Genomic DNA, 23,439 nt, shown 5'->3' with positions numbered 1-23,439 from the left:
CAGTAGGACCGGATCTGTCCTACTGGGGTCATAGCTTCACCGCCATGACCTCAACGCACACCCCGCACGCGTCACCGGCGGCGCCCGCCGCGGGCGACCGCCGTCGCTGGTACGCCCTCGCGATCGTGATGACCGCGGCGTTCATGGACCTGGTCGACGTCACGATCGTCAACATCGCGATCCCGTCGATCCGGCAGAACGAGGGCGCCTCCTTCAGCCAGATCCAGTGGATCACCGCCGGTTACGCCCTCGCCTTCGCGGCCGGCCTGATCACCGGCGGGCGGCTCGGCGACATCCACGGCCGCAAGCGGGTGTTCCTCATCGGTGTCGCGGGCTTCACCCTGGCGTCCGCGCTGTGCGGTCTCGCCGTGAACCCGGAGATGCTGGTCGCCTCGCGCATCCTCCAGGGCGCCATGGCGGCGCTGATGGTGCCGCAGGTGCTGTCGATCGTGCACGCCACCTTCCCGGCGCACGAACGCGGCAAGGTGTTCGGGCTGTTCGGCGCGATCGTCGGACTGGGCGCGGTCTCCGGCCCGTTGCTGGGCGCCCTGCTCACCGAGTGGAACCTCTTCGGGCTCGAGTGGCGGCCCATCTTCCTCATCAACCTGCCGGTCGGCATCGCGGCACTCGTGCTCGGCGGCCGTTTCATCACCGAGTCCAAGGCGCCGCGCGCCCTGCGGCTGGACCTGGTCGGGGTCGCCCTGGTCACCCTCGGTCTGCTGATGCTGGTCTACCCGCTCACCCGGGGGCGCGAGCTGGGCTGGCCGCTGTGGGGGCACCTGTCGATGGCGGGCGCGTTCGTCGTGCTCGCGGTGCTGGTGGCGTACGAGAGGCGGAAGAGCGCGCGGGACGGTTCGCCGCTGGTCGAGCTGTCGTTGTTCCGGGTGAAGAGCTTCGCCGCCGGTATCGCCGTGCAGACCGTCTTCGGGGTCGCGCTCGGCATCTTCTTCCTGGTGTGGACCCTGTACATGCAGGTGGGGCTCGGCTGGAGTCCGCTGCGGGCCGGGCTGACCGGTGTGCCGTTCTCGGTCGCCGTGTCGGTGGCGGCCGGGGTGTCGGTGCAGAAGCTGGTGCCGCGCTTCGGGCGCAAGGTGCTCCAGGCGGGCGCGCTGGTGATGACGGCGGGAGTCCTGCTCTACCTCTGGGAGTCCGAGCACTACGGGCTCGGCATCACCTCCTGGCACATGGCGCTGCCGCTCGTCGTCATGGGCGTCGGCATGGGGCTGATCGTCGCGCCGCTGACGGACGCGGTGCTGTCCCAGGTGCCGCGCGAGCACGCCGGGTCGGCGTCCGGGCTCATCAACACCGTGCAGCAGATGGGCAACGCGCTCGGGCTCGGTCTGGTCTCCGTGGTCTTCTTCGGCACGATGAGCGACGACCTGGCACCGGCCCGCATCGGCCCCGCCTACGCGGACGCCTTCCAGAACGCGCTGGGCTGGGTGGCGGCGGTACTGGCCGTCATCTTCCTGCTGATGTCCGCGCTGCCGAAGCGGCCGGCGCAGCACGTGGAGGGAGCCGCGGAGGAGGAGCAGGCGGGAGGCGCGACGGAGGGCGCGGCGACGGAGAAGGAGGCCGCGCTCGCCTGAGGCCGCCGTACGGCGAAGGGGAGGGCGGGTCCGGTGCGTCGGCACCGGACCCGCCCTCCCGCGCGCTTCCGGGGACCAGCCACAGGATGCCCGTTCACGCCCGGTCGTGCCCGAGTGGTTTTGAATTGGTCCGGTTACTTGTTTACATTCCGGAAAACCGGGCGTAGCCTCCGTGAGAAACCACAGGTTCGGGCATGGCTCGGTACAGGTCGGAGGCGAACGCGTCATGTACGCACCGGAGCGTCAGCAGGAGATCCTCCGGCTCGCGCGGGACGGCGGCCGGGTGGACGTGGTGTCGCTGGCGGAGGAGTTCCAGGTGACGGCGGAGACCATCCGCCGCGACCTCAAGGCCCTCGACCGGGCCGGTCTGCTCCGCCGCGTGCACGGCGGCGCGATCCCCGCCGGGCGGCTCGACTTCGAGCCGGACCTCGCCGAGCGCGAGTCCACCGCGGCCGACGAGAAGGACCGGATCGCCAAGGCGGCCCTGGCGGAACTGCCCGCCGACGGCACGCTGATCCTCGACGCCGGATCCACGGTGGCCCTGCTGGCCGCCGCGATCCCGCGGGAGGCCTCGCTCACCGTCGTCACCCACAGCCTGCCCATCGCGGCCCGCCTCGCCGACCACCCCGGCATCCAGCTCCACCTGGTCGGCGGGCGCGTGCGGCACCGTACGCGCGCCGCCGTGGACGCCTGGGCGCTGCGCGCGTACGGCGAGATCCGCGCCGACGTGGTGCTGGTGGCGGCCAACGGCTTCTCCGCCGAGCACGGCCTGACCACCCCCGACCTCGCCGAGGCCGCGGTCAAGCGGGCCGCCGTCGCCGCCGCCCGCCGCGTGGTGCTGCTCGCCGACTCCTCCAAGTACGGCCAGGAGCACTTCGCCCGCTTCGGCTCCCTCGACGACGTGGACCTGCTGATCACCGACAGCGGGCTGACCCCCGAAGACGCCACCGCCATCGAGCGCGACGGCACGGAAGTAGTACGCGCATGATCCTCACCGTCACCCCCAACCCGTCCCTGGACCGCACCTACGAGGTGCCCTCCCTCGACCGCGGCGAGGTCGTCCGCGCCAGGGGCGAGCGCGTGGACCCGGGCGGCAAGGGCGTGAACGTCTCCCGCGCGGTGACGGCGGCCGGCCGGCGCACCGTGGCGGTGCTGCCGCTCGGCGGCCCCTCCGGCGCGCTCGTCTCCGAACTGCTCGACGCCCAGGGCATCGAGGTCGCGCCGGTGCCCATCGCCGGCGTCACCCGGGCCAACATCGCGCTCGCCGAGGCGGACGGCGTCCTGACGAAGATCAACGCACCGGGCCCCGAACTGTCGGCGGCCGAGCGGGAACTGCTCCTGGAGACCGTACGGCGCCAGTCGCCCGGCGCGGACTGGATCGCCTGCTGCGGCAGCCTGCCCCGCGGCCTCGCCCCCTCCTGGTACGCCGACCTGGTCGCCCGGGCGCACGCCGCCGGTGTCCGCATCGCCCTCGACACCTCCGGTCCCGCCCTGCTCCAGGCCCTGCGGGAGCGGCCCGACGTGGTCAAGCCGAACGCCGAGGAGCTCGCCGAGGCCGTGGGGCGTCCCCTGGTCACGGTCGGCGACGCGGTGAAGGCGGCGGAGGAACTGCGGGAGCTGGGCGCCCGGTCCGTGCTCGCCAGCCTCGGCGCCGACGGGCAGCTCCTCGTGGACGACGCGGGCGCCTGGTTCGGCGCCGCCCGGGTGGACGCCGTGCGCAGCAACGTCGGCGCCGGTGACTCCTCCCTCGCCGGTTTCCTGGTCGCCGGGGGTGCGGGGCCGGGTGCCCTCGCCTCCGCCGTAGCGCACGGTGCCGCGGCCGTCCGGCTGCCCGGCAGTGTGATGCCGACGCCGGCCGACCTGGACCCGGGCGCGGTGACGGTCACGGCCGAGGTGCCGGTGGACCGCGTACTGAAGGAGCCGGCGTCATGACTTCCGCACACCGAGCCGTCGGCCCGCTCACCCGGGCCGTACCCGATCCCCACCGCAGTGCCCCCGTCCCCCTCCCCGTTTCCGCCCCCGCACCCCCGCGTTCCGGGCGATACGCGAGCTAAGGAGCCCGCGATGAGCGAGATGATCACCGCGGACCTGGTCGACCTCGACCTGTCCGCCGACACCAAGGAAGCGGCGGCGCGCGCCCTCGCCGAGCGGATGGTGGCCCTGGGCCGGGTGACCGACCTGGAGGGCTTCCTCGCCGACGTGGCGGCCCGCGAGGCGCAGATGCCGACCGGCCTCGACGGCGGCATCGGCATCCCGCACTGCCGCAGCGAACACGTCACCGAGCCGACGCTGGCCTTCGGGCGCAGCGCGGCGGGCATCGACTTCGGGGCGGCGGACGGCCCGGCCGACCTGATCTTCCTGATCGCCGCTCCGGCGGGCGCGGACGACGCCCACCTGACGATCCTGTCGTCCCTGGCGCGGCAGTTGATGAACTCCGAGTTCACCGACGCGCTGCGCTCGGTGGGCGCCGCGACGGCCGCCGCGGCGCTGATCCGCGGGGAGGAGCCGGACGGTGCCGAGGGCGTTTCGGAAGGCCCCGAGGACTCCGTGGCGGTCCCGGCGGCGGCCTCCGCCGGGACCGCCACGGGCAGCCCCGACGAGGCTCCCGGCGAGCCGGAGCGCCCCTTCCGCGTCGTCGCCGTCACCTCCTGCCCCACCGGCATCGCGCACACCTACATGGCGGCCGAGGCGCTGGAGAACGCCGGCCGCGAGGCGGGCGTCGAGGTGGTCGTCGAGACGCAGGGCTCGGCAGGGTTCACCCGGCTCGACCCGGCGGTGATCGCGGCGGCGGACGGCGTGATCTTCGCCCACGACGTGCCCGTACGCGACAAAGACCGCTTCGCCGGGAAGCCCACCGTCGACACCGGCGTGAAGGCGGCCATCAACCGGCCCGGCGAGCTGATCGGCGAGGTCCGCGGCAAGGCGGCCAGCGGCGAGGTCACGGCGGCCGGTGCGGCGGGTGACGGCGGCGCTGGCGGTTCCTCCGGTGCGACGCCGGTCGAGCGCGGCGGCGGGTCCGGGGACGGGTACGGGACGAAGCTGCGCGTCTGGCTGATGTCCGGCGTCAGCTACATGGTCCCGTTCGTCGCCGCGGGCGGTCTGCTCATCGCCCTGGGCTTCGCGATCGGCGGCTACGAGATCAACAAGGCGCCCTCGGTGATGGACCACTTCGTGTGGTCGCAGGCGGACAGCTGGGCGGCGCTGCTGTTCCAGATCGGCGGTGTGGCCTTCGCCTTCCTCGTCCCGGTGCTGGCCGGCTACATCGCCTACGGCATGGCCGACCGCCCGGGTCTCGTCCCCGGCTTCGTCGGCGGCTCGATCGCGCTGACCATCAACGCCGGATTCCTCGGCGGCCTGGCGGCGGGTCTGATCTCCGGTGCCGTGGTGATGGCGATCCAGCGGATGCGCATCCCTGCTGCGCTGCGCGGGATCATGCCGGTGGTGGTGATCCCGCTGATCTCCTCGGCGGTCGTCGGTTTCCTGATGTTCGTGGTGATCGGCAAGCCCATCGCGTCCGCGCAGAAGGCGATGACCGACTGGCTGAGCGGCCTGTCCGGCGCCAACGCGGTCCTGCTCGGCGCCCTGCTCGGCCTGATGATGTGCTTCGACCTGGGCGGCCCGGTCAACAAGGTCGCCTACGCCTTCGCCACGGCCGGCATCGCGGTCACCGACCCGAGCGACTCGGCGATGAAGATCATGGCGGCCGTCATGGCGGCCGGTATGGTCCCGCCGCTGGCGATGGCCCTGGCCACGACCGTGCGCGGCAAGCTCTTCAACGCCGCCGAGCGCGAGAACGGCAAGGCCGCCTGGGTGCTGGGCGCCTCCTTCATCTCCGAGGGCGCGATCCCGTTCGCCGCGGCCGACCCGCTGCGGGTCATCCCGTCCTCGATGGTGGGCGGTGCGGTCACCGGCGCCCTGTCGATGGCGTTCGGCGCCACGCTGCGCGCCCCGCACGGCGGCATCTTCGTCGTCCCGCTGATCGGCAACCCACTGCTCTACCTGGTCGCCATCGCCGCGGGCGTCTGCGTCACCACGGCCCTGGTGCTCGTCCTCAAGGGTCTGCGCAAGCCGGCGTCGGGAGCGGCTGCACCGGGAACCGGCGGCGCGGACCCGTCGGCCTCGGCACCGGGGGCGAAGCAGCCGGTGGCCGCGTAGGGGACGGTCGCCGTCAACGGTCCACGGGCCGGGTTCCGCACGGGACCCGGCCCGGCGGCGTTCCCGCCGGACAGAGCGGAACCCGGCGAACCACTACGGGGATACCTGCGCCGCGCGACGCTCCATCGCCCGGCGGGCGGTGTCCTCGCTGACGTAGACCTCGCACATGTGCCGCCCGTCGGGCGTGGCCGTGTGCTCGACCTCCCAGAGCGAGACCTCCGCGCCGTCGCGCAGCAGGAACGCGTGCTCGTAGAGCGAGAAGCCGATCCGGGCGCTGCGAGCGCGGCCGGGGCCGCCGAAGGCCTGGGTGATCCGGTGCGCGGACGCCGTCGCCAGCCGGGCGGCGAGGTCGGCGCCGGGCCGGTCCGGGTTCTCCGCGCGGCGCAGCAACCGGCGGGCGTGGTCCGCCGACGCGTCGGGGACGTAGCTGTGCCGGGGGGCGGGGGCCGGGGACAGCTGCACCTGCACCGGCAGTTCGAAGTCGGGGGTGTCCGGTGGCAGGGCCAGGCGTGCGGTGGCGGTGCGCAGCTCCTCCTCGTCGACGTACACCTCGTGCTGCGGTTCGCCGCCCGGGGTGGTGTTGTGGACGAGCTCCCAGAGCGTGACCGCCGAGCCGTCGGCGAGCAGCCAGGTGTGCCGGTACGTCTCGCGGTGCAGCCCCGCGCTGTGGTGCGCGGAGTGCAGTGAACCGTCGTGCGCCAGCGCGCAGTCCAGCTGCCGTATCGTCTCGTCGGGCAGTTCGAACGAGTTCAGGGCGCGACCCAGCAGTCGCATGAGGTGCTCCTCCGGAGACTCGGGCGACTCGGGTGGTTCGTACGCTGCCGTCTCGTACGGAACGCTCAAGGTTTCTCCCGGCGTTGCTGCATGTCACCTTGTGGGTGCATACCGTAGCCCCTCGGTCGGACATCATGTCCGGGAACCGAGAAAACGTACGCACGAAAAACGCGCGGGCCGCGCGAAATGTTCCCGCGCGGCCCGACGAACCGTCAAAATCCGCTGCTCAAGAGGCTGATCGGCCGATCAGGCGGCGCTCCCGGCGACCCACTCGCTCCACGCCATGTTCCAGCCGTTGAGCCCGTTGTCCGGCGCGATCGTGCCGTCCGGGGAGTTCTTGACGACCACGATGTCCCCGATGAGCGAGTTGTCGTAGAACCACTTGCCGTCGGTGGCGCCCTGCCCGCCCTGGACGTCCCGCAGCCCGACGCAGCCGTGGCTGGTGCCCTGGGCGCCGAAGGGCGGATTGCCCTTGTTGTACCAGTAGTTGCCGTGGATGAAGGTGCCGGACCGGCTCAGTCGCATCGCGTGCGGCACGTCCGGGATGTCGTACTCGCCGCCGAACCCGACCGTCGAACCGTCCATGTGCGTCTCCAGGGACTTCTCGGAGATCACCATCTGTCCGTTGTACGTCGGGTTCTCCGCGCTGCCCGCCGAGATGGGGAGCGACTTGAGCGTCTCGCCGTCCCGCACGACGGTCATGGTCTGGGTGTTCGCGTCCACCGTGGAGACCTGGGCGCGGCCCACGGTGAAGGTCACCGTCTTCTTCTGCACGCCGTGGACGCCGTTCGCGCCTTCCACGCCGTCCAGGTCGATCTTCATGGTGACCTTCGAACCGGCCTTCCAGTACTCCTCGGGCCGGAAGTCGAGCCGCTGGTCGCCGAACCAGTGCCCGACCACCTCCTGCCCGCTGCTGGAGGTGACCGAGATGTGCGACTGCACGGTCTTCTTGTCGCTGATCGCCTTGTCGAACGTGAACGACACCGGCATCCCCACCCCGACCGTGGTTCCGCCGTCCGGGGTGTACGTACCGATGAAGCTGTTGGCGGCGGAGACCGTGGTGAAGACCGAGTCGGCGGCGGAGGTACGACCGTCGGCGTCCTTCGCGGTCGCGTGGATCCGGTACTTGGTGCCCCGCTCCAGCTGCTCCTTCGGCTTCCAGGTGCCGCCGTCGGCGGAGACCGCGCCCGGTACGGCCGCGCCCGTCTCCGCGACGGTCATCCTCACCTCGGTGAGCCGGCCGTCACTGACCTTCACGCCGGTCGTGTTGATCGAGGCGCCGGTCGATCCGTCTTTCGCCGAGATCACGACCTTCGCGACCGAGGTCTTCGCGGAGTCCGCGCCACCGTTGCCGCCCTTCTCGTCGTCGGCGCTGGCGCTGCCGCCGCAGGCGGTGAGGGTGAGGGCGCCGACCACCAGGGCGGCACAGGCCCCCAGTACGCGCCGCGATGCTATGACCGGCCTTGTCACGAGCTGCTCCAGGATGAGGTGTTGTGCGGTATTACCTTCAACCCTGTAGAGGTGAGCGGAGGTCGACCGGGTTCCCGCCGACCGCCCGGAACCCCGACGCGTGACAGAACCGGGACAATCGCCCGCGCACGCGGCTCAACCGGCCCCCGACGCACGCCCGTACAGCTCCTCGTACGACGGCCACGCCCCGCCCGGCCCGTCCACCGGCCCGGCGGTCCGTACGGCGCGCACGATCGCCCGCGTCACCACGTCGGCGCCCGCCGCCAGCACCTCGTTCAGCGCGAGCGGCTGCCCCGCGTCGAGCGGACGCTCCCCGGTCGCCAGGGAGAACACCGTGTCCCCGTCACTGAGCAGGTGCACCGGCCGCACCGCACGCGCGATGCCGTCGTGCGCGGTGCCGGCCAGCTTCTGCGCCTGCGCCTTGGACAGGTCCGCGTCGGTGGCGACCACGGCGAGTGTGGTGTTGAGCGGGGGCGGCGCGTTCCTCGCCGCGACCTCGGCGAGCCGCCGCCCGGCGGCCTCGTGCACCTCCGGCGCCGGATACCGCACCCGCCCGCCCCGGAACAACTCCCCGTACAGCACCCCCGTCTCCGGGTCGGTCACCGACCCCGCCGCGTTCGCCACCACCAGTGCCGCCACCGTGATCCCCGAGTCCAGCACGGTGCTCGCGGTGCCCACCCCGCCCTTCAACGTGCCGACCACCGCTCCCGTGCCCGCGCCGACGCACCCCTCGGCCACCGGCGCACCCGGCGTGCTCGCGTGCGCCGCCTCCACCGCCGCCCGGCCGGTGGCCGCGTCCGGCCTGGCCCGGAAGTCGCCACCGCGCCCCAGGTCGAAGACGCAGGCGGCGGGCACCACCGGCACCACGTGCGCGGGGTCCGGGCCCACCCGTACGCCGCGGCCCCGCTCCTCCAGCCAGGCCATCACCCCGGACGCCGCGTCCAGCCCGTACGCGCTGCCGCCGGTCAGCACCAGCGCCTGGACCCGCTGCACCAGGTTGCGCGGATCGAGCGCGTCGGTCTCCTTCGTGCCGGGACCGCCCCCGCGCACGTCCACGGCGGCGACCGCCCCGGCCTCCGGCGCGAGCACCACCGTGGTGCCCGTCAGCCACCCGTCGCCCCTGCGCGTCGCATGCCCCACCAGAACTCCGGCGACATCCGTCAATGCGTCGACTGTCATGCCGTCAGTCTGGTCCAGGCACGTTGCCTTCGGGGGCGGACAGCACCGGTGGAGGGCGGACAGCACCGGTGGGGGACAACACCGCGCGTGGCGGAGCGGGCCGCTCTGAGCCACTGCGTCGACATGGCCACGCGCATGATCACGTAGCCGATGACGACGGCCGTCCAGTCGTGGTCCTCGAAGGCTCGGGAGACTCCGGCCGCGAGGACCAGCACGCCGGCGATCTGCACCAGGGTGACGATCCGGTAGGGCACGTCGTCGTTGTCGTAGGCCGAGGCGAACCAAGTGAAGTTCATCCACGCCCACCAGATGGCGAAGAAGACCATCGCGTAGTCGAGGATGCCTTCGCCGGCGTGGTTCTCGGCGACGGAGTGCACCAGCTGGACGCCCGCCTGGGCGATGGCGACGACGAAACAGAGATCGAAGAAGAGCTCCAGCGGCGTGGCCGCGCGGTGCGACTCGTGCCGGCCGCGGGCCGTCAGTCTGCGCAGCGGAGGCTGGACGTCGGGCGGACCGGAGGGGGCCCCTGCGGAGGCCGGACTGGACAGCATGGCTCCCAGCACAGCAGAGACGACGCGGATCTGCTTGCGGACGGCCCCGCCCGCCGGGGCGAGCCGGGCGGGCGGAGCACCGTTCACACAGCGGGCCGTACCCTGGAGACATGAGCAGCACCCCCGAACCCGAGCCCCGCGCGCCCAGGCCGGCGCTGGTCTTCGACGACCCGCTGGACCAGCAGAGCTCGGACGACACCGACCGCGGCTGGGGCGGGCGCTCCGAGGGCGACAGCGCGGCCGACCTGAAGCGCTTCCTCGACGAGAAGCCGCCCCACCACCTGTGAGCCGCGGGGTGCGGCGCCCCTACGGGCGGTCGTGCCCCGACCCGCGCTGTGCGACCAGCGCGTCGCGGATCTCCTTGAGCACCTCCAGCTCGGAGACCTCGATGACCTCCTCCGCGCCCTCCTTCGCCTTGCGTCGGGCCTCCTGCCGGGCCAGGTACTTCGACATGGGCAGGACCATCAGGAAGTAGACGACGGCCGCGGTGATCAGGAACGTGAGGGTGGCGCCCAGCACCGAGCCCCACAGGATCCGCACGCCCGTCGCGCTGTCGCCGGTACCGGTGCACGGACCCTTGAGGCAGGAGCTGTAGCTGTCCAGGCTCTGGGTGCCGAACGCACCGACCAGAGGGTTGATGACCCCCTTCACCACCGAGTTGACGATGTTGGTGAAGGCGGCGCCGATGACGACCGCCACCGCCAGGTCGATGACGTTTCCGCGCATCAGGAAGGCCTTGAAGCCATCCCAGACGCTCGGCTCCTTCTTCTCGCTCACCTCGGGGGCACTCCTTGACTGAACCGGGTGTGGAACAAAACGCTCCGCAACCTACGTCAGCGTTGGGCCACCCTGTCCAATCCGGCACCTCCAACGAGGGACTTGACGGGCTCAGCACAGCGTCACCGCGAGCCGTGCCGTGGCCGCCGCGCCGGCCAGCCGGTGGGCGGTCGCGCGGGGCACCGAGACCACGACCAGCGCCCCACCCGCGGCGTCCCCGTCCACGGGCTCCGGCACCTTCGTCACCCGCGCCCCGCGCGCGAGGACGGTCGCCTCGCCCGAGCCGCCGTCCGTGGCCGCGACGACGTCAACCCGGTCGCCGGGCCTGAGCAGGCGCACCGTGGCCGCGTCGGCGATCCGCACCGGCGCCGACACCGGCCGCGCGCCGTGCCGCTCGCGTACCGGCTCGGCCACCGGATGCCCGCGGGCCCGCTGGGCGCCCGGGGCGCCGGCTCCCGGATGCGGGCCCGCCGCCACCAGCGCCGCGGCGGTGACCGCGAGTCCGGCGGCGACGGCTCGTCGTCGGTGGCGCAGGAGCCGGTGCAGTCGGTGCCGTCCGCCGCGCACCCGCACCGGGGTGAAGTGCGGCACCTCGCAGGTGGGCGGGGCGTCGGTGCCGAGCGGCAGGGGGGAGGCGAGGGCGGAACGGGACACGGTGACCACCACCTGTGACGAGGGATCGGCTTGCGGGTCCACGATGAGGCTTTTCGCCGATGTCCGCCGGAGCCCGTGCGCTACCGACCGGTTGTGGACAACTCCGCCACCCGAACGTGCCGCTCCGCCCCCGCCGGGGGACTGCTCATGCACGGCTTCACACGGTCGCGCGCACGGGCCGCACGGGTCCCGCAGGCCGTACAGCTTCCGCAGGCCGCACAGCTCCCGCAGGCCCCGGCCCGCACCGCACACACCTTCCCGGCCCGCACCACACGCCCCCCCCGGGCCCCCAGCCCCCCGCCGCCCGCCGCCCGCCCCAGGCTCTACGGCAGCGCGATCCCCGGATCCATCCCGCCCAGCGCCGTCGCGCACAGGCAGTCCCGGTCGGCGGTCGGCGGCAGCGCGGCCACCGCGTCGAACAGGACGCCCCGCAGCCGGTCCACGTTCGCCGCGAAGACCCGCAGGACCTCCTCGTGGGAGACGCCCTCACCGCTCTCCGCACCGGCGTCGAGATCGGTGACGAGGGTCAGCGAGGTGTAACAGAGCTCCAGTTCACGGGCGAGCGCGGCCTCGGGGTGGCCGGTCATGCCCACCACCGACCAGCCCTGCGCCCGGTGCCACAGGGACTCCGCCCGGGTGCCGAAGCGGGGCCCCTCGACCACGACCAGTGTGCCGCCGTCCACCGGTTCCCAGTCCCGCCCCCGGGCCGCCTTCAGCGCGGCGGCCCGCCCGGTGGGGCAGTACGGGTCGGCCAGCGACACGTGCACCACGTTGGGCACCGTGCCGTCCGGCGTCGGCAGCCCGTCGAAGTAGGTCGAGGGCCGGGACCGCGTGCGGTCCACGAACTGGTCCGGCACCAGCAGCGTGCCCGGCCCGTACTCGGGGCGCAGGCCGCCGACCGCGCAGGGGCCGAGGACCTGGCGCACGCCGGCCGAGCGCAGCGCCCACAGGTTGGCCCGGTAGTTGATCCGGTGCGGCGGCAGATGGTGGCCGCGCCCGTGGCGGGGGAGGAAGGCGACCCGTCGGCCGGCGACCTCGCCGAGGAAGAGGGAATCGCTGGGCGGCCCGTAGGGGGTGTCCACCTGTACCTCGGTCACGTCGTCGAGGAACGAGTAGAAACCGGAGCCGCCGATCACGCCGATCTCGGCATTCACCTTGTTCGCCATGCCCGCACCCTAGCCGCCCCGGCCGACGCCGAGGACCCCGTCGTCGGTCGACGACGGGGTCCCGCGAGAAGCTGTGGAGGCCCTACGCGGCGGTGGTGCCGGCGGAGGAGCTGCCGGAGCCCGACGACGAGCCCGAGCCCGACGAGGAACCGGATTCCGAGGACGAGGAGGACGCCGTGGACGACGCCGACTTGGCCGACGACGCCGGCGAGCTGCTGGACGAGCTGCCGCGGCTGTCGTTGCGGTAGAAGCCGGAGCCCTTGAAGACAATGCCGACTGCCGAGAAGACCTTCTTCAGGCGGCCCTGGCAGTTGGGGCACTCGGTCAGGGCGTCATCGGTGAACTTCTGCACCGCCTCGAGGCCCTCGCCGCACTCGGTGCACTGGTACTGGTACGTCGGCACTTGTCTTCCTCCTGGCACTCTCACTCGATGAGTGCTAACGACGGTCCATAGTGACGCATTCCCCGGGATCAGTCCACTGCGGCGTGCTCGCGGTGACCGACGCCACGCGCGACCGTACGTCCGCGCGGCGGGGTCGCCAACCGCGAACGCAGTGCCAGCAGCGTCGCCAGCGCGAGCACCGTGCCACCCATCGGCACCAGGAACCCGGCGCCGCCCCAGAGCCGGTCCTCCAGCTGGCCGGAGACGGTGACGGCCGCCGCCTGGCCGAGCGCGACCGCGCCGGTCAGCCAGGTGAACGCCTCGGTGCGGGCGCCCGCCGGGACCAGGTCCTCGACCAGCGTGTAGCCGGTGACGAGGGCCGGTGCGATGCACATGCCGACCAGGAGGCCGAGACCGGCCAGTACGAGCACGGAGTGAGCGGCCCACAGGCCGGACGCGGTCACGGCGAGGGCGGTGTAGCCGATCAGGAGGCGCCGCTGCGGGGCCACCTTCCAGGCGATCGCCCCGCAGGCCAGGCCGGAGAGCATGTTGCCCGCGGCGAAGACGCCGTACAGGACGCCGTTCAGCCCGGGCTCGCCGATCGACTCGGTGAAGGCGGCCAGCGAGACCTGCATGCCGCCGAAGACGGAACCGATGCCCAGGAAGACCACGATGAGGACGCGCACCCCGGGGACACGCAGTGCCGAAACGTGCTCCACGCGCGCGTGCCCGTCGGCGGCACGGCCGACCGTCGGCTGGGTGCTCTTCTGCGCGGCGAACAGCAGACCGCCCACCAGGGTGAGCGCGGCCTCGGTGACCAGGCCCGCGGCCGGGTCCACGGCCGTGCACAAGGCGGTCGCCAGGAGCGGGCCGAGGACGAAGGTCAGCTCGTCGGTGACGGACTCGAAGGCGGCCGCCGTGCTCATCAGCGGGGAGTCCTTGAGCTTCACGCCCCAGCGGGCCCGCACCATGGGGCCGATCTGCGGAACCGAGGCGCCGGTGGGCACCGCGGCCGCGAACAGCGCCCACAGGGGTGCGTCCGCGAGCGCGAGGACGGTCAGGGTCAGACCGGACGCCGCGTGCACGAGCACGCCGGGGAGCAGGACCGCACGCTGCCCGTAGCGGTCGGCGAGCCGCCCGCTGTAGGGGGCGAACACGGCCATGGAGACGCCGGTGACGGCCGCCGCGGCGCCCGCGACGCCGTAGGAACCGGTGGTGTGCTGGACCAGCAGCACGATGGAGAGCGTCAGCATGGCGAACGGCTGGCGTGCCGCGAAGCCGGGCAGCAGGAACGTCCAGGCGCCGCGGGTGCGCAGCAGTCGGCCGTATCCGGCGCGGGCGGAGCGGGACCCGGTGTGCCGCGTCCCGTCCGGCGACTTCTTCGACGAGGTGACCGTGGATGCCACGGCCCGTGCCTTTCTGCCGCCTGGTAGCGCGGTCCGCCTCGCGGCTGTCGCCGTGCGGGAGCGCCGAGAGCTGTCCTCTTGCGCGGACTGCGGTAGATGCCGGAGCCCGCGCGGAAGAGGGGCGATCCGGCCGCCATACGGTCGCGCCAGCTCTGCTTCAGGCAGAGTTGGTTCGATCAGGTGCCGCATTCATCGTACAGGGGGGAAGACGGGCGCAACCTGTGAAAGCGCGCACCCTTCTCACGTTCACCTGCGATTTCCGCGCCCGCCGCCCACCTGAGGCTGCCGCGTCCGATCACCTGCGATCCCGCACTCGTCACCCGCGGCTGCCGCGCACTCGTCTACCGACGCCCCCGCACTCGTCACCCTGCGGCTGCCGCACTCGTCCACCTACGCCCCGCACTCGCTCACCCGCGGCTGCCGCACTCGCTCACCTGCGGCTGCCGTTCGCCTCACCCGTGCCCAGCCAGCCGGCCAGCTTGCCGCCGTGGCCGACCGCGCGCAGCCGCGCCTCGGCGGCGTCCCGGACGGGGTCGGTGGCGACCACGAGGAGTTCGTCCCCGCGCCGCAGTCCCGTCGTGGGCAGCGGCACGAACGACTTCCCGTCGCGCACGACCAGCGTCACGGCGGACCCGGCCGGCAGCCGCAGCTCGCTGACCTCCACGCCGTGCATCCTCGACCCCTCGGGGATCGTCACGGACAGCAGGTGCCCGCGCAGCCGCTCCAGGGGCGCCGACTCGACGCCGAGGTCGGCGGCCTCGTCCCCCTTGCCCAGGTGCAGCTTGCGGGCCAGCCAGGGCAGCGTCGGGCCCTGGACCAGGGTGTAGACGACGACCAGGACGAAGACGATGTTGAAGATGCGGCGGCTTCCCTCGACGCCCTCCACCATGGGGATCGTGGCCAGGATGATGGGCACGGCGCCGCGCAGCCCGGCCCAGGACATCAGCGCCTTCTCCTGCCAGGGCACCCGGAACGGCAGCAGGCACAGCACGACGCTCAGCGGACGCGCCACCATGGTCAGCACCAGCCCGATGATCAGGGCGGGCAGGATGTCGTCGCCCAGTTCGTGCGGGGTGACCAGCAGGCCGAGCAGTACGAACATGCCGATCTGGGCGAGCCAGCCGAGCCCGTCGGCGAAGCCCCGCGTGGCGGGCCAGTGCGGCAGCCGGGCGTTGCCCATGACCATCGACGCGAGGTAGACGGCCAGGAAGCCGCTGCCGTGGACCATGGCGCCGGCCGCGTAGGCGGCGACGGCGATCGACATGACGGCGATGGGGTAGAGGCCGGAGGCGGGCAGCGCGACGTGCCTGAGCCCGAGGGACCCGAGCCAGCCGACCGCGAGCCCGATGGCGGCGCCGATGGCCAGCTCCAGCGCGATCTCGCCCAGCAGCACGTACCAGTGCTCGATCGGGCCGGCCGTGGAGAAGGCGACCACCAGGATGACCACCGGTGCGTCGTTGAAGCCGGACTCGGCCTCCAGAGTGCCCGTTATGCGTGCGGGCAACGGGATTCTGCGCAGCACCGAGAACACGGCCGCCGCGTCCGTGGAGGAGACCACCGCACCGACGATCAGTGCCTGCCGCCACTCCAGCCCGGTCAGGTAGTGCGCGCCCGCAGCGGTCACGCCGACGCTGACCGCGACCCCGGCCAGGGCCAGTGCGGAGGCGGCCGGCAGGGCCGGTTTCGCCTCCTTCCACTTCGTACCGAGACCGCCTTCGGCCAGGATCACGACCAGGGCCGCGTATCCGATGACCTGGACCAGTTCGGCGTTGTCGAAGTGGATGTCGCCGATGCCGTCCTGGCCCATGGCGACGCCGATCGCCAGGTAGACGAGCAGGCTGGGGAGCCCGCTGCGCGAGGAGATCCGGACCGCCGCCACGGCGATGAGGAGGACGAGCGAGCAGACGAGCAGGAGCTGGTTGAGGTGGTGGACAGTCAGCGGCCGTTCCCTTCCCTGACGCACAGCACGGATCACACGCGGACCCCACGGGGCACGTACGGGTACGCACGGATACGTACCAGCGCATACGCCCCACATACGGACCACATGAGGCCCGCAGCGCGGACGAGCGCGCCACGCGGCGCGCGAAAACACACCCCCATGGCACACGAGACCGCAGTGCTCTGCGGACAACTACTTCGTTACCTTACCTAACTCTTGACGAGTTCTTGACGCTCGGCTTGGCAGGATCGAACGCCCGTGCGTGCCAGTACCCGACTCCGCGTCAAGGCGGAGCCGGGCCTGCGCCTACAGTTGCTCCAGCGCTCGGTCGCTCAGTACGAAGCACAGCCCGCCCCTGCCGCTCGTGTTAGGACAGCAAGGACAGCGATGCCCCCCACCACCACCGCCTCTACGGGTCAGCAGCCCGGCACGTCCGGCAGGAAGAAGGGGAAGAAGGGGCGCAAAGGCCGCCTGCTCGTCCTCGTCCTGGTCCTGGCCGTCATCGGCGGCCTCGTCTACGGCGGGTACTGGTCCGTCAGCACGGTCCGCGCGTCCTTCCCGCAGACCACCGGCTCGCTCACACTGAAGGGACTGTCCGGCCCGGTCGACGTCAAGCGCGACGGCTACGGCATCCCGCAGATCTACGCGTCCTCCGAGGAGGACCTGTTCATGGCGCAGGGCTACGTCCAGGCGCAGGACCGGTTCTACGAGATGGACGTGCGCCGCCACATGACCGCCGGGCGCCTGTCGGAGATGTTCGGCAAGAGCCAGGTGGACAACGACGAGTTCCTGCGCACCCTGGGCTGGCACCGGGTGGCGAAGAAGGAGTACGACGAGAAGCTGTCGGACTCCACCAAGAAGTACCTCCAGGCGTACGCCAAGGGCGTCAACGCCTACCTGGAGGGCAAGGACGGCGCGGACATCTCCCTGGAGTACGCCGCCCTCGGCTTCACCAACGACTACAAGCCCCAGGAGTGGACCCCGGTCGACTCGGTGGCCTGGCTGAAGGCGATGGCCTGGGACCTGCGCGGCAACATGCAGGACGAGGTCGACCGCGCCCTGATGACCAGCCGCCTCGGCCCGAAGCAGATCGCCGACCTGTACCCGGCCTACCCCTACGACCGGAACAAGGCGATCGTCCAGGAGGGCCAGTACGACGAGCTCACCGAGACGTTCGAGGGCGGCGGCGCGTCCGGCGGCGACGAGGGGACCGGCACGGGCACCGGGACCGGCACGGGCACGGGCACCGGAACCGGTACAGGCGTCGGAACCGGGACCGGCACGGGCACCGGCAACGCCCTGCAGAGCCAGCTCTCGGGCCTCCAGGACGTCCTGGACGACCTGCCCACCGCCGTCGGCGTGAACGGCAACGGCATCGGCTCCAACTCCTGGGTCGTCTCCGGCGAGCACACCATCACCGGCAAGCCGCTGCTGGCCAACGACCCGCACCTGTCGCCGTCGCTGCCGTCCGTCTGGTACCAGATGGGCCTGCACTGCCGCACCGTCTCCGACAAGTGCCGCTACGACGTCGCCGGTTACACCTTCGCGGGCATGCCCGGCGTGGTCATCGGCCACAACCAGGAGATCGCCTGGGGCCTGACCAACTCCGGAGTCGACGTCACCGACCTCTACCTGGAGAAGATCACCGGCGACGGCTACCAGTACGACGGCAAGGTGGTCCCCTTCGAGACCCGCGAGGAGACCATCAAGGTCGCCGGCGGCGAGTCCAAGAAGATCGTGGTCCGTGAGACCAACAACGGCCCCCTGCTCTCCGACCGCGACGACGAGCTGGTGAAGGTCGGCAAGAAGGCCACCGTCGAGACCGCCGCCCCTGACCGCGGCGACGGCTACGGCGTCTCGCTGCGCTGGACGGCGCTGGAGGCGGGCACCACCATGGACGCCGTCTTCGCGATGGACCGGGCGCAGAACTGGAGCGACTTCCGTGAGGCCGCCGCCCTCTTCGACGTCCCCTCGCAGAACCTGGTCTACGCCGACAGCGAGCACATCGGCTACACGCTGCCCGGCAGGATCCCGGTGCGCGCCAAGGACCACGACGGCTCGGTCCCGGCGCCGGGCTGGGACCCCGACTACCGCTGGACCGGCGAGTACATCGACGACGACGAGCTGCCGTACGAGTACGACCCGGAGCGCGGCTACATCGTGACCGCCAACCAGGCGGTCGTCGACGAGGACTACCCCTACACGCTCACCACGGACTGGGGTTACGGCACCCGCAGCCAGCGGATCACCTCCCTGATCGAACAGAAGATCAAGGACGGCGGCAAGATCTCCACCGACGACATGCGCCAGATGCAGCTGGACAACAGCAGCGAGATCGCGAAGCTGCTCGTGCCCCAGCTGCTGAAGATCGACGTCGAGGACAAGGACGTCCGCGAGGCGCAGAAGCTGCTGGAGGGCTGGGACTACACCCAGGACGCCGACTCGGCGGCAGCCGCCTACTTCAACGCCGTGTGGCGCAACATCCTCAAGCTCGCCTTCGGCAACAAGCTGCCCAAGGAACTGCGCGTCAAGGGCCAGTGCCTGTGGGTCGACCCGGTCAACACCACCGGCCCGGCCGACGAGACCAACAAGGTCCGCGAGTGCGGCCAGCGCGACGCCGACCAGGCGCAGCCGGACGGCGGCGACCGCTGGTTCGAGGTCGTGCGGCAGCTGATGGACAAGCCGAAGAGCGACTGGTGGACGACGCCGGCGAACGGCACCCGCAAGGGCGCCGACCACAACCGCGACGACCTGTTCAAGCGAGCCATGGTCGACGCCCGCTGGGAGCTGACCGCCAAGCTCGGCAAGGACATCGACACCTGGAACTGGGGCAGGCTGCACCGCCTGTTCCTGAAGAACCAGACCCTGGGCACCGAGGGCCCCGGCTTCCTGAAGTACGCCCTCAACCGCGGCCCGTGGAAGCTCAGCGGCGGCGAGGCAGCGGTCAACGCCTCCGGCTGGAACGCGGCCGGTGGTTACGGGGTGGTGTGGGTGCCGTCCATGCGGATGGTGGTCAACCTCGGTGACCTCGACAAGTCGCGCTGGATCAACCTCACCGGCGCCTCCGGGCACGCCTACAGCGCCCACTACACCGACCAGACCGACAAGTGGGCCGACGGTGAACTGCTGCCGTGGGCCTTCACGGAGAAGGCGGTCGACGAGAGCACGAGCGACACGCTGGTGCTCAAGCCGTAGTCGGCCCGTACCGGCAGACGAGAAGGGCCTCCACGCGCGCGTGGAGGCCCTTCTCGCGCGCTGCCCCCGATTCCGTCCCCGCGCGGTCAGCGGAACCGGCGTACCCCCGACGGCGTCACCACCGCGTCCACCGGCCGGTCGTGCGGCTCCTCGGGGACGTGCGCGACGACCTCCGCGTCGTAGAGCAGCACCAGCAGCGCGGGACGCGCGCCCGCCCGCTCCAGACGCGCCAGGACCCGGTCGTACGACCCGCCGCCGCGCCCCAGCCGCATGCCGCGCCCGTCGACCGCCAGCCCCGGCAGCAGCACCACGTCCGCCTCCGTGACGGCGTCCGGCCCCAGGCGCTCGCCGGCGGGCTCGGACAGGGGCATCCGCCCGCCGTGCCGCACGCGCGTGAGAGATCCCTCACCGGTGTACTCGCCCCAGTCCAGGTCGTTGTCGGGCAGCAGGGCGGGCAGCAGGACGCGCACGCCCCGCGCGCGCAGCGCGTCCAGCAGCGCGCGGGTCCCGGGCTCGGCGCCCACCGAGACGTACGCCGCCACGGCGCGCGCCCCCGCGACCTCCGGCATGGAGAGCGCCCGCCCGGCCAGCGCGTCCGCCGCTTTCCGCACGGCATCCGTGGTCAGCGCGTTCCGCGCCGCGAGGAACCCCCGCCGCAGGCTTCGCTTGTCGGACCCCGCCGCGGGTGCGTTGTGACTCATGGACCGCTCCTGTAACGTCTAGGATGCTCATATGAGCATCCGGTATCCGGAGTCACAGATTCTCCCCATAGGTACCGGATATGGTGGCGCGCATGACTCAGTCCCACCCCAGGATCAGCAAGGCTGTCATCCCAGCAGCCGGACTCGGCACCCGGTTCCTGCCGGCCACCAAAGCCACTCCCAAGGAGATGCTGCCGGTCGTCGACAAGCCGGCGATCCAGTACGTGGTCGAAGAGGCCGTGTCCGCCGGCCTCGGTGACGTCCTCATGGTCACGGGCCGCAACAAGCGCCCCCTGGAGGACCACTTCGACCGCAACTACGAGCTCGAGTCCGCCCTCCAGAAGAAGGGCGACGCGAGCCGGCTGGCCAAGGTCCAGGAATCCAGCGACCTCGCCATGATCCACTACGTCCGCCAGGGCGACCCCAAGGGCCTCGGCCACGCCGTGCTGTGCGCCGCGCCGCACGTCGGCGACGAGCCCTTCGCGGTCCTGCTCGGCGACGACCTGATCGACCCGCGCGACCCCCTGCTCCAGCGGATGATCGACGTCCAGGAGCAGCACGGCGGCAGCGTCATCGCCCTCATGGAGGTCGCCCCCGAGCAGATCCACCTCTACGGCTGCGCGGCCGTCGAGGCCACCGGGGACGACGACGTCGTCAAGGTGAGCGGACTGGTCGAGAAGCCGGACCCGGCCGACGCCCCCTCCAACTACGCCATCATCGGCCGCTACGTCCTCGACCCGCACGTCTTCGACATACTCCGCAAGACCGAGCCCGGCCGCGGCGGCGAGATCCAGCTCACCGACGCCCTCCAGCAGCTCGCCGAGGACGAGAAGGTCGGCGGCCCGGTGCACGGCGTCGTCTTCAAGGGCCGCCGCTATGACACCGGCGACCGCGGCGACTACCTGCGTGCCATTGTCCGACTCGCGTGCGAACGTGAAGACCTGGGCCCGGACTTCCGGACCTGGCTTCGCAGTTACGTAGCCGAGGAGATGTAACGACGTTGAGCAGCGCCGCGCACCGTGACACCGGCCACGAGCACGCCACCGCGGACTTCGGTCCGGACCGGCTGTGGTCGGTGCAGGACCACCTGGACGACATCCTCGCGACCGTCCGCCCCCTGGAACCCATCGAGCTGAACCTGCTCGACGCCCAGGGCTGTGTCCTGGTCGACGACATCACGGTGCCGCTCTCCCTGCCGCCGTTCGACAACAGCTCCATGGACGGGTACGCGGTGCGCGTCGCCGACGTCGCGGGCGCGAGCGAGGAGTTCCCCGCCGTCCTGGAGGTCGTCGGGGACGTCGCCGCCGGCCAGGCCGACCCGCTGTCGGTGGGACCGGGTCAGGCCGCCCGCATCATGACCGGCGCCCCGCTCCCGCCCGGCGCCGAGACGGTCGTCCCCGTCGAGTGGACCGACGGCGGGCTCGGCGCGGGCCCGGTGGCCGGCATGTCCGCCCGCAGCCTGGCCCCGGAGGGAGCCGAGGGGCAGGTGCACGTGTACCGCCCGGCCGAGGCCCGCGCCCACGTCCGCGCGAAGGGCAGCGACGTCGCCGCCGGCGACCGCGCCCTGGAGGCCGGTACGGTCCTCGGCCCGCCGCAGATCGCCCTGCTCGCCGCGATCGGCCGCGGCAGGGTCCGGGTGCGCCCGCGCCCGCGCGTGGTGGTGCTCTCCACCGGCAGCGAACTCGTCCAGCCCGACGAGGAACTGGCGCCCGGTCAGATCTACGACTCCAACAGCTTCGCCCTCACCGCCGCCGCCCGCGACGCGGGAGCCATCGCCTACCGCGTGGGCGCCGTCGCCGACGACGCCGAGACCCTGCGGTCCACCATCGAGGACCAGTTGGTGCGCGCCGACCTCATGGTCACCACCGGCGGCGTGAGCGTCGGGGCGTACGACGTGGTCAAGGAGGCGCTGGCGCACGTCGCCGACGAGGACGAGCCGGGCAGCGGCGTCGACTTCCGCAAGCTCGCCATGCAGCCGGGCAAGCCCCAGGGCTTCGGCTCCATCGGCCCCGACCACACCCCGCTCCTCGCCCTGCCGGGCAACCCGGTGTCGTCGTACGTCTCCTTCGAGCTGTTCGTCCGCCCCGCGATCCGCACCCTCATGGGGCTCGCCGACCTCCACCGCCCGACGACCACCGCGACCCTGGCCGCGGACAAGGCGCTGACCTCGCCCAAGGGCCGCCGCCAGTTCCTGCGCGGCACCTGCGCCGACGGCACGGTCACCCCGGTCGGCGGCGCGGGCTCCCACCTCGTGGCCGCCCTCGCGCACGCCGACGCGCTGATCGTCGTCCCCGAGGACACCGAGTCCGTGGAGCCCGGCGCCGAGGTCGAGGTGGTCCTGCTCGGCTGACCCCGGCCTGTTGGCGGTACCGTGTCGCGCACAGCAGGCCCGCGCGCCGCACCGCGCCGGGCCCGGACCGGGAGCGCCACACGAGCATGAGTACGCAGGACCGACCCCCGCACGACGGCCCGAGCGCGCAGGGCCCGCAGGACCGGCTGACGCACATCGACGAGGCGGGCGCCGCCCGTATGGTCGACGTCTCCGCCAAGGACGTGACCGCGCGCACCGCCCGCGCCAGCGGACGCGTCCTCGTCGCGCCCCGCGTGATCGAGCTGCTGCGCGGCGAGGGGGTCCCCAAGGGCGACGCCCTGGCCACCGCGCGGATCGCGGGCATCATGGGCGCCAAACGCACCCCGGACCTGATCCCGCTGTGTCACCCGTTGTCGGTCTCCGGTGTGAAACTGGACCTGTCGGTCGCGGACGACGCCGTGGAGATCACCGCCACGGTGAGGACGACGGATCGCACGGGTGTCGAGATGGAGGCGCTCACCGCGGTCTCCGTCGCCGCGCTCACCGTGATCGACATGGTGAAGGCGGTCGACAAGGGAGCGGTCATCACGGACGTGCGGGTGGAGGAGAAGACGGGCGGCAAGTCGGGCGACTGGAGCCGGTCATGACGCTGGACGCGTCGGCCGGTGGCGTCCCGCGCGCCCCGTACAGCGCCCTGGTGGTCACCGCGTCCAACCGCGCCGCCGCCGGGGTCTACGAGGACAAGGGCGGCCCGCTGATCGCCGAGGGCCTGCGCCGCTTCGGCTTCGCGGTGGACGGCCCGCGGGTCGTACCCGACGGGGAGCCCGTCGAGGCGGCCCTGCGCGCGGGCGTCGCGGCAGGCTACGACGTGATCGTCACCACCGGCGGCACCGGCATCTCGCCCACCGACCGCACCCCCGAGGCGACCTCGGCGGTGATCGACCGCGAGGTCCCCGGCATCGCGGAGGCGATCCGGGCGTACGGCCGGGACAAGGTGCCGACCGCGGCGCTCTCCCGGGGCCTGGCCGGAGTAGCGGGCGGCACGCTGATCGTCAACCTGCCGGGCTCCTCCGGTGGGGTGAAGGACGGCCTCGCCGTGCTGGAGCCGCTGCTGACCCACGCCGTGGACCAGCTCCACGGCGGCGACCACCCCAGACCCGCCAGTGGTGGGGGTGCGAGCTGAACAGCCC

20 protein-coding genes and 1 pseudogene are annotated in these 23,439 nt (G+C 72.3%); 10 read left to right on the top strand and 11 right to left on the bottom strand.

Annotation, left to right across the window (positions count from 1 at the left end; translation table 11 throughout):
- Window positions 1-44: 44 nt before the first annotated feature.
- The 4 genes from ACLIN4_RS14765 to ACLIN4_RS14750 all read left to right on the top strand — a co-directional run bounded on the left by ACLIN4_RS14765 (window position 45) and on the right by ACLIN4_RS14750 (window position 5,741).
- Window positions 45-1,586, top strand: a complete 1,542-nt coding sequence (locus ACLIN4_RS14765) for an MFS transporter (RefSeq protein WP_307652673.1) — start codon at window positions 45-47, stop codon at window positions 1,584-1,586.
- Between the two features lie 226 nt (window positions 1,587-1,812).
- Complete coding sequence (locus ACLIN4_RS14760; RefSeq protein WP_100048441.1) at window positions 1,813-2,574, top strand: DeoR/GlpR family DNA-binding transcription regulator; 762 nt, start codon at window positions 1,813-1,815, stop codon at window positions 2,572-2,574.
- Window positions 2,571-3,518, top strand: coding sequence for a 1-phosphofructokinase (pfkB, locus tag ACLIN4_RS14755; RefSeq protein WP_100048440.1), 948 nt, complete (start codon window positions 2,571-2,573; stop codon window positions 3,516-3,518). The genes ACLIN4_RS14760 and pfkB overlap by 4 nt, the downstream gene beginning before the upstream one ends.
- Before the next feature lie 132 nt (window positions 3,519-3,650).
- Window positions 3,651-5,741, top strand: a complete 2,091-nt coding sequence (locus tag ACLIN4_RS14750) for a PTS fructose transporter subunit IIABC (RefSeq protein WP_381941616.1) — start codon at window positions 3,651-3,653, stop codon at window positions 5,739-5,741.
- A gap of 93 nt (window positions 5,742-5,834) precedes the next feature.
- Here ACLIN4_RS14750 and ACLIN4_RS14745 read toward each other — a convergent pair whose 3' ends face one another.
- From ACLIN4_RS14745 to ACLIN4_RS14730, 4 genes and pseudogenes are all read right to left on the bottom strand, one after another.
- Window positions 5,835-6,584, bottom strand: coding sequence for a DUF6227 family protein (locus tag ACLIN4_RS14745; RefSeq protein WP_179342795.1), 750 nt, complete (start codon window positions 6,582-6,584; stop codon window positions 5,835-5,837).
- A gap of 177 nt (window positions 6,585-6,761) precedes the next feature.
- A complete protein-coding gene (locus ACLIN4_RS14740) occupies window positions 6,762-7,985 on the bottom strand; it encodes a L,D-transpeptidase (protein ID WP_307652675.1) in 1,224 nt (407 codons plus the stop codon).
- Between the two features lie 135 nt (window positions 7,986-8,120).
- Window positions 8,121-9,164 carry a P1 family peptidase gene (locus tag ACLIN4_RS14735; protein WP_289908902.1) on the bottom strand — a complete coding sequence of 348 codons (1,044 nt, stop codon included), beginning with the start codon at window positions 9,162-9,164 and terminating at the stop codon, window positions 8,121-8,123.
- An 89-nt stretch (window positions 9,165-9,253) separates the two neighbouring features.
- A pseudogene (locus ACLIN4_RS14730) lies at window positions 9,254-9,715 on the bottom strand (low temperature requirement protein A); the annotation flags it as partial.
- A 110-nt stretch (window positions 9,716-9,825) separates the two neighbouring features.
- Between ACLIN4_RS14730 and ACLIN4_RS14725 the strand changes: the two are divergent.
- Window positions 9,826-10,002 (top strand): hypothetical protein, encoded by a 177-nt coding sequence (locus ACLIN4_RS14725; protein WP_100048435.1) that lies wholly within the window; start codon window positions 9,826-9,828, stop codon window positions 10,000-10,002.
- A gap of 19 nt (window positions 10,003-10,021) precedes the next feature.
- On the opposite strand, the gene mscL is transcribed toward ACLIN4_RS14725, so the two are convergent.
- The 6 genes from mscL to ACLIN4_RS14695 all read right to left on the bottom strand — a co-directional run bounded on the left by mscL (window position 10,022) and on the right by ACLIN4_RS14695 (window position 16,138).
- Window positions 10,022-10,492, bottom strand: a complete 471-nt coding sequence (gene mscL, locus ACLIN4_RS14720; RefSeq protein WP_107480343.1) for a large conductance mechanosensitive channel protein MscL — start codon at window positions 10,490-10,492, stop codon at window positions 10,022-10,024.
- A gap of 111 nt (window positions 10,493-10,603) precedes the next feature.
- Window positions 10,604-11,083: a hypothetical protein gene (locus tag ACLIN4_RS14715; RefSeq protein WP_307653576.1), complete on the bottom strand. Its 480-nt coding sequence runs from the start codon at window positions 11,081-11,083 to the stop codon at window positions 10,604-10,606.
- A 386-nt stretch (window positions 11,084-11,469) separates the two neighbouring features.
- Window positions 11,470-12,312, bottom strand: coding sequence for an S-methyl-5'-thioadenosine phosphorylase (locus tag ACLIN4_RS14710; RefSeq protein WP_043372111.1), 843 nt, complete (start codon window positions 12,310-12,312; stop codon window positions 11,470-11,472).
- Window positions 12,313-12,394: 82 nt separating this feature from the next.
- The gene (locus tag ACLIN4_RS14705) at window positions 12,395-12,715 is read right to left on the bottom strand and encodes an FmdB family zinc ribbon protein (protein WP_107479704.1); all 321 of its coding nucleotides are present in this window, start codon (window positions 12,713-12,715) and stop codon (window positions 12,395-12,397) included.
- A gap of 68 nt (window positions 12,716-12,783) precedes the next feature.
- Window positions 12,784-14,100: an MFS transporter gene (locus ACLIN4_RS14700; protein WP_290012573.1), complete on the bottom strand. Its 1,317-nt coding sequence runs from the start codon at window positions 14,098-14,100 to the stop codon at window positions 12,784-12,786.
- 430 nt (window positions 14,101-14,530) lie between these two features.
- Window positions 14,531-16,138, bottom strand: coding sequence for a potassium/proton antiporter (locus ACLIN4_RS14695; RefSeq protein WP_373420353.1), 1,608 nt, complete (start codon window positions 16,136-16,138; stop codon window positions 14,531-14,533).
- 291 nt (window positions 16,139-16,429) lie between these two features.
- Here ACLIN4_RS14695 and ACLIN4_RS14690 point away from each other — a divergent pair, with 291 nt between their 5' ends.
- Complete coding sequence (locus tag ACLIN4_RS14690; protein ID WP_289908905.1) at window positions 16,430-19,237, top strand: penicillin acylase family protein; 2,808 nt, start codon at window positions 16,430-16,432, stop codon at window positions 19,235-19,237.
- 86 nt (window positions 19,238-19,323) lie between these two features.
- Here the strand turns inward: ACLIN4_RS14690 and ACLIN4_RS14685 are convergent, their stop codons facing one another.
- Window positions 19,324-19,938: a 5-formyltetrahydrofolate cyclo-ligase gene (locus tag ACLIN4_RS14685; protein ID WP_307652677.1), complete on the bottom strand. Its 615-nt coding sequence runs from the start codon at window positions 19,936-19,938 to the stop codon at window positions 19,324-19,326.
- Window positions 19,939-20,030: 92 nt separating this feature from the next.
- On the opposite strand from ACLIN4_RS14685, the gene galU reads away from it, so the two are divergent.
- The 4 genes from galU to ACLIN4_RS14665 all read left to right on the top strand — a co-directional run bounded on the left by galU (window position 20,031) and on the right by ACLIN4_RS14665 (window position 23,432).
- Entirely contained in the window at window positions 20,031-20,933 is a 903-nt protein-coding gene (galU, locus tag ACLIN4_RS14680; protein ID WP_073729798.1) for a UTP--glucose-1-phosphate uridylyltransferase GalU, read from the top strand.
- Window positions 20,934-20,938: 5 nt separating this feature from the next.
- On the top strand, window positions 20,939-22,288 hold the full coding sequence (glp, locus tag ACLIN4_RS14675) for a gephyrin-like molybdotransferase Glp (protein ID WP_373420352.1): 1,350 nt from the start codon (window positions 20,939-20,941) through the stop codon (window positions 22,286-22,288).
- Window positions 22,289-22,374: 86 nt separating this feature from the next.
- Window positions 22,375-22,896: a cyclic pyranopterin monophosphate synthase MoaC gene (gene moaC, locus ACLIN4_RS14670; RefSeq protein ID WP_107479702.1), complete on the top strand. Its 522-nt coding sequence runs from the start codon at window positions 22,375-22,377 to the stop codon at window positions 22,894-22,896.
- The gene (locus tag ACLIN4_RS14665) at window positions 22,893-23,432 is read left to right on the top strand and encodes a MogA/MoaB family molybdenum cofactor biosynthesis protein (protein ID WP_411575864.1); all 540 of its coding nucleotides are present in this window, start codon (window positions 22,893-22,895) and stop codon (window positions 23,430-23,432) included. The genes moaC and ACLIN4_RS14665 overlap by 4 nt, the downstream gene beginning before the upstream one ends.
- Window positions 23,433-23,439: the final 7 nt, after the last annotated feature.

The sequence above is a fragment of the Streptomyces mutabilis genome (assembly GCF_046628145.1).
GTDB lineage: Bacteria > Actinomycetota > Actinomycetes > Streptomycetales > Streptomycetaceae > Streptomyces > Streptomyces mutabilis.
Note: the sequence above shows the minus strand (reverse complement) of the source record. Positions and strands in the feature narration are given on the sequence as shown.

Coding starts and splice junctions, on each gene's coding strand:
- ACLIN4_RS14765 (WP_307652673.1), top strand. CDS start 45: ATGACCTCAACGCACACCCCGCACGCGTCACCGGCGGCGCCCGCCGCG.
- ACLIN4_RS14760 (WP_100048441.1), top strand. CDS start 1,813: ATGTACGCACCGGAGCGTCAGCAGGAGATCCTCCGGCTCGCGCGGGAC.
- pfkB (WP_100048440.1), top strand. CDS start 2,571: ATGATCCTCACCGTCACCCCCAACCCGTCCCTGGACCGCACCTACGAG.
- ACLIN4_RS14750 (WP_381941616.1), top strand. CDS start 3,651: ATGAGCGAGATGATCACCGCGGACCTGGTCGACCTCGACCTGTCCGCC.
- ACLIN4_RS14735 (WP_289908902.1), bottom strand. CDS start 9,164: ATGACAGTCGACGCATTGACGGATGTCGCCGGAGTTCTGGTGGGGCAT.
- ACLIN4_RS14725 (WP_100048435.1), top strand. CDS start 9,826: ATGAGCAGCACCCCCGAACCCGAGCCCCGCGCGCCCAGGCCGGCGCTG.
- ACLIN4_RS14710 (WP_043372111.1), bottom strand. CDS start 12,312: ATGGCGAACAAGGTGAATGCCGAGATCGGCGTGATCGGCGGCTCCGGT.
- ACLIN4_RS14695 (WP_373420353.1), bottom strand. CDS start 16,138: ATGTGGGGCGTATGCGCTGGTACGTATCCGTGCGTACCCGTACGTGCC.
- ACLIN4_RS14690 (WP_289908905.1), top strand. CDS start 16,430: ATGCCCCCCACCACCACCGCCTCTACGGGTCAGCAGCCCGGCACGTCC.
- ACLIN4_RS14685 (WP_307652677.1), bottom strand. CDS start 19,938: ATGAGTCACAACGCACCCGCGGCGGGGTCCGACAAGCGAAGCCTGCGG.
- galU (WP_073729798.1), top strand. CDS start 20,031: ATGACTCAGTCCCACCCCAGGATCAGCAAGGCTGTCATCCCAGCAGCC.
- moaC (WP_107479702.1), top strand. CDS start 22,375: ATGAGTACGCAGGACCGACCCCCGCACGACGGCCCGAGCGCGCAGGGC.
- ACLIN4_RS14665 (WP_411575864.1), top strand. CDS start 22,893: ATGACGCTGGACGCGTCGGCCGGTGGCGTCCCGCGCGCCCCGTACAGC.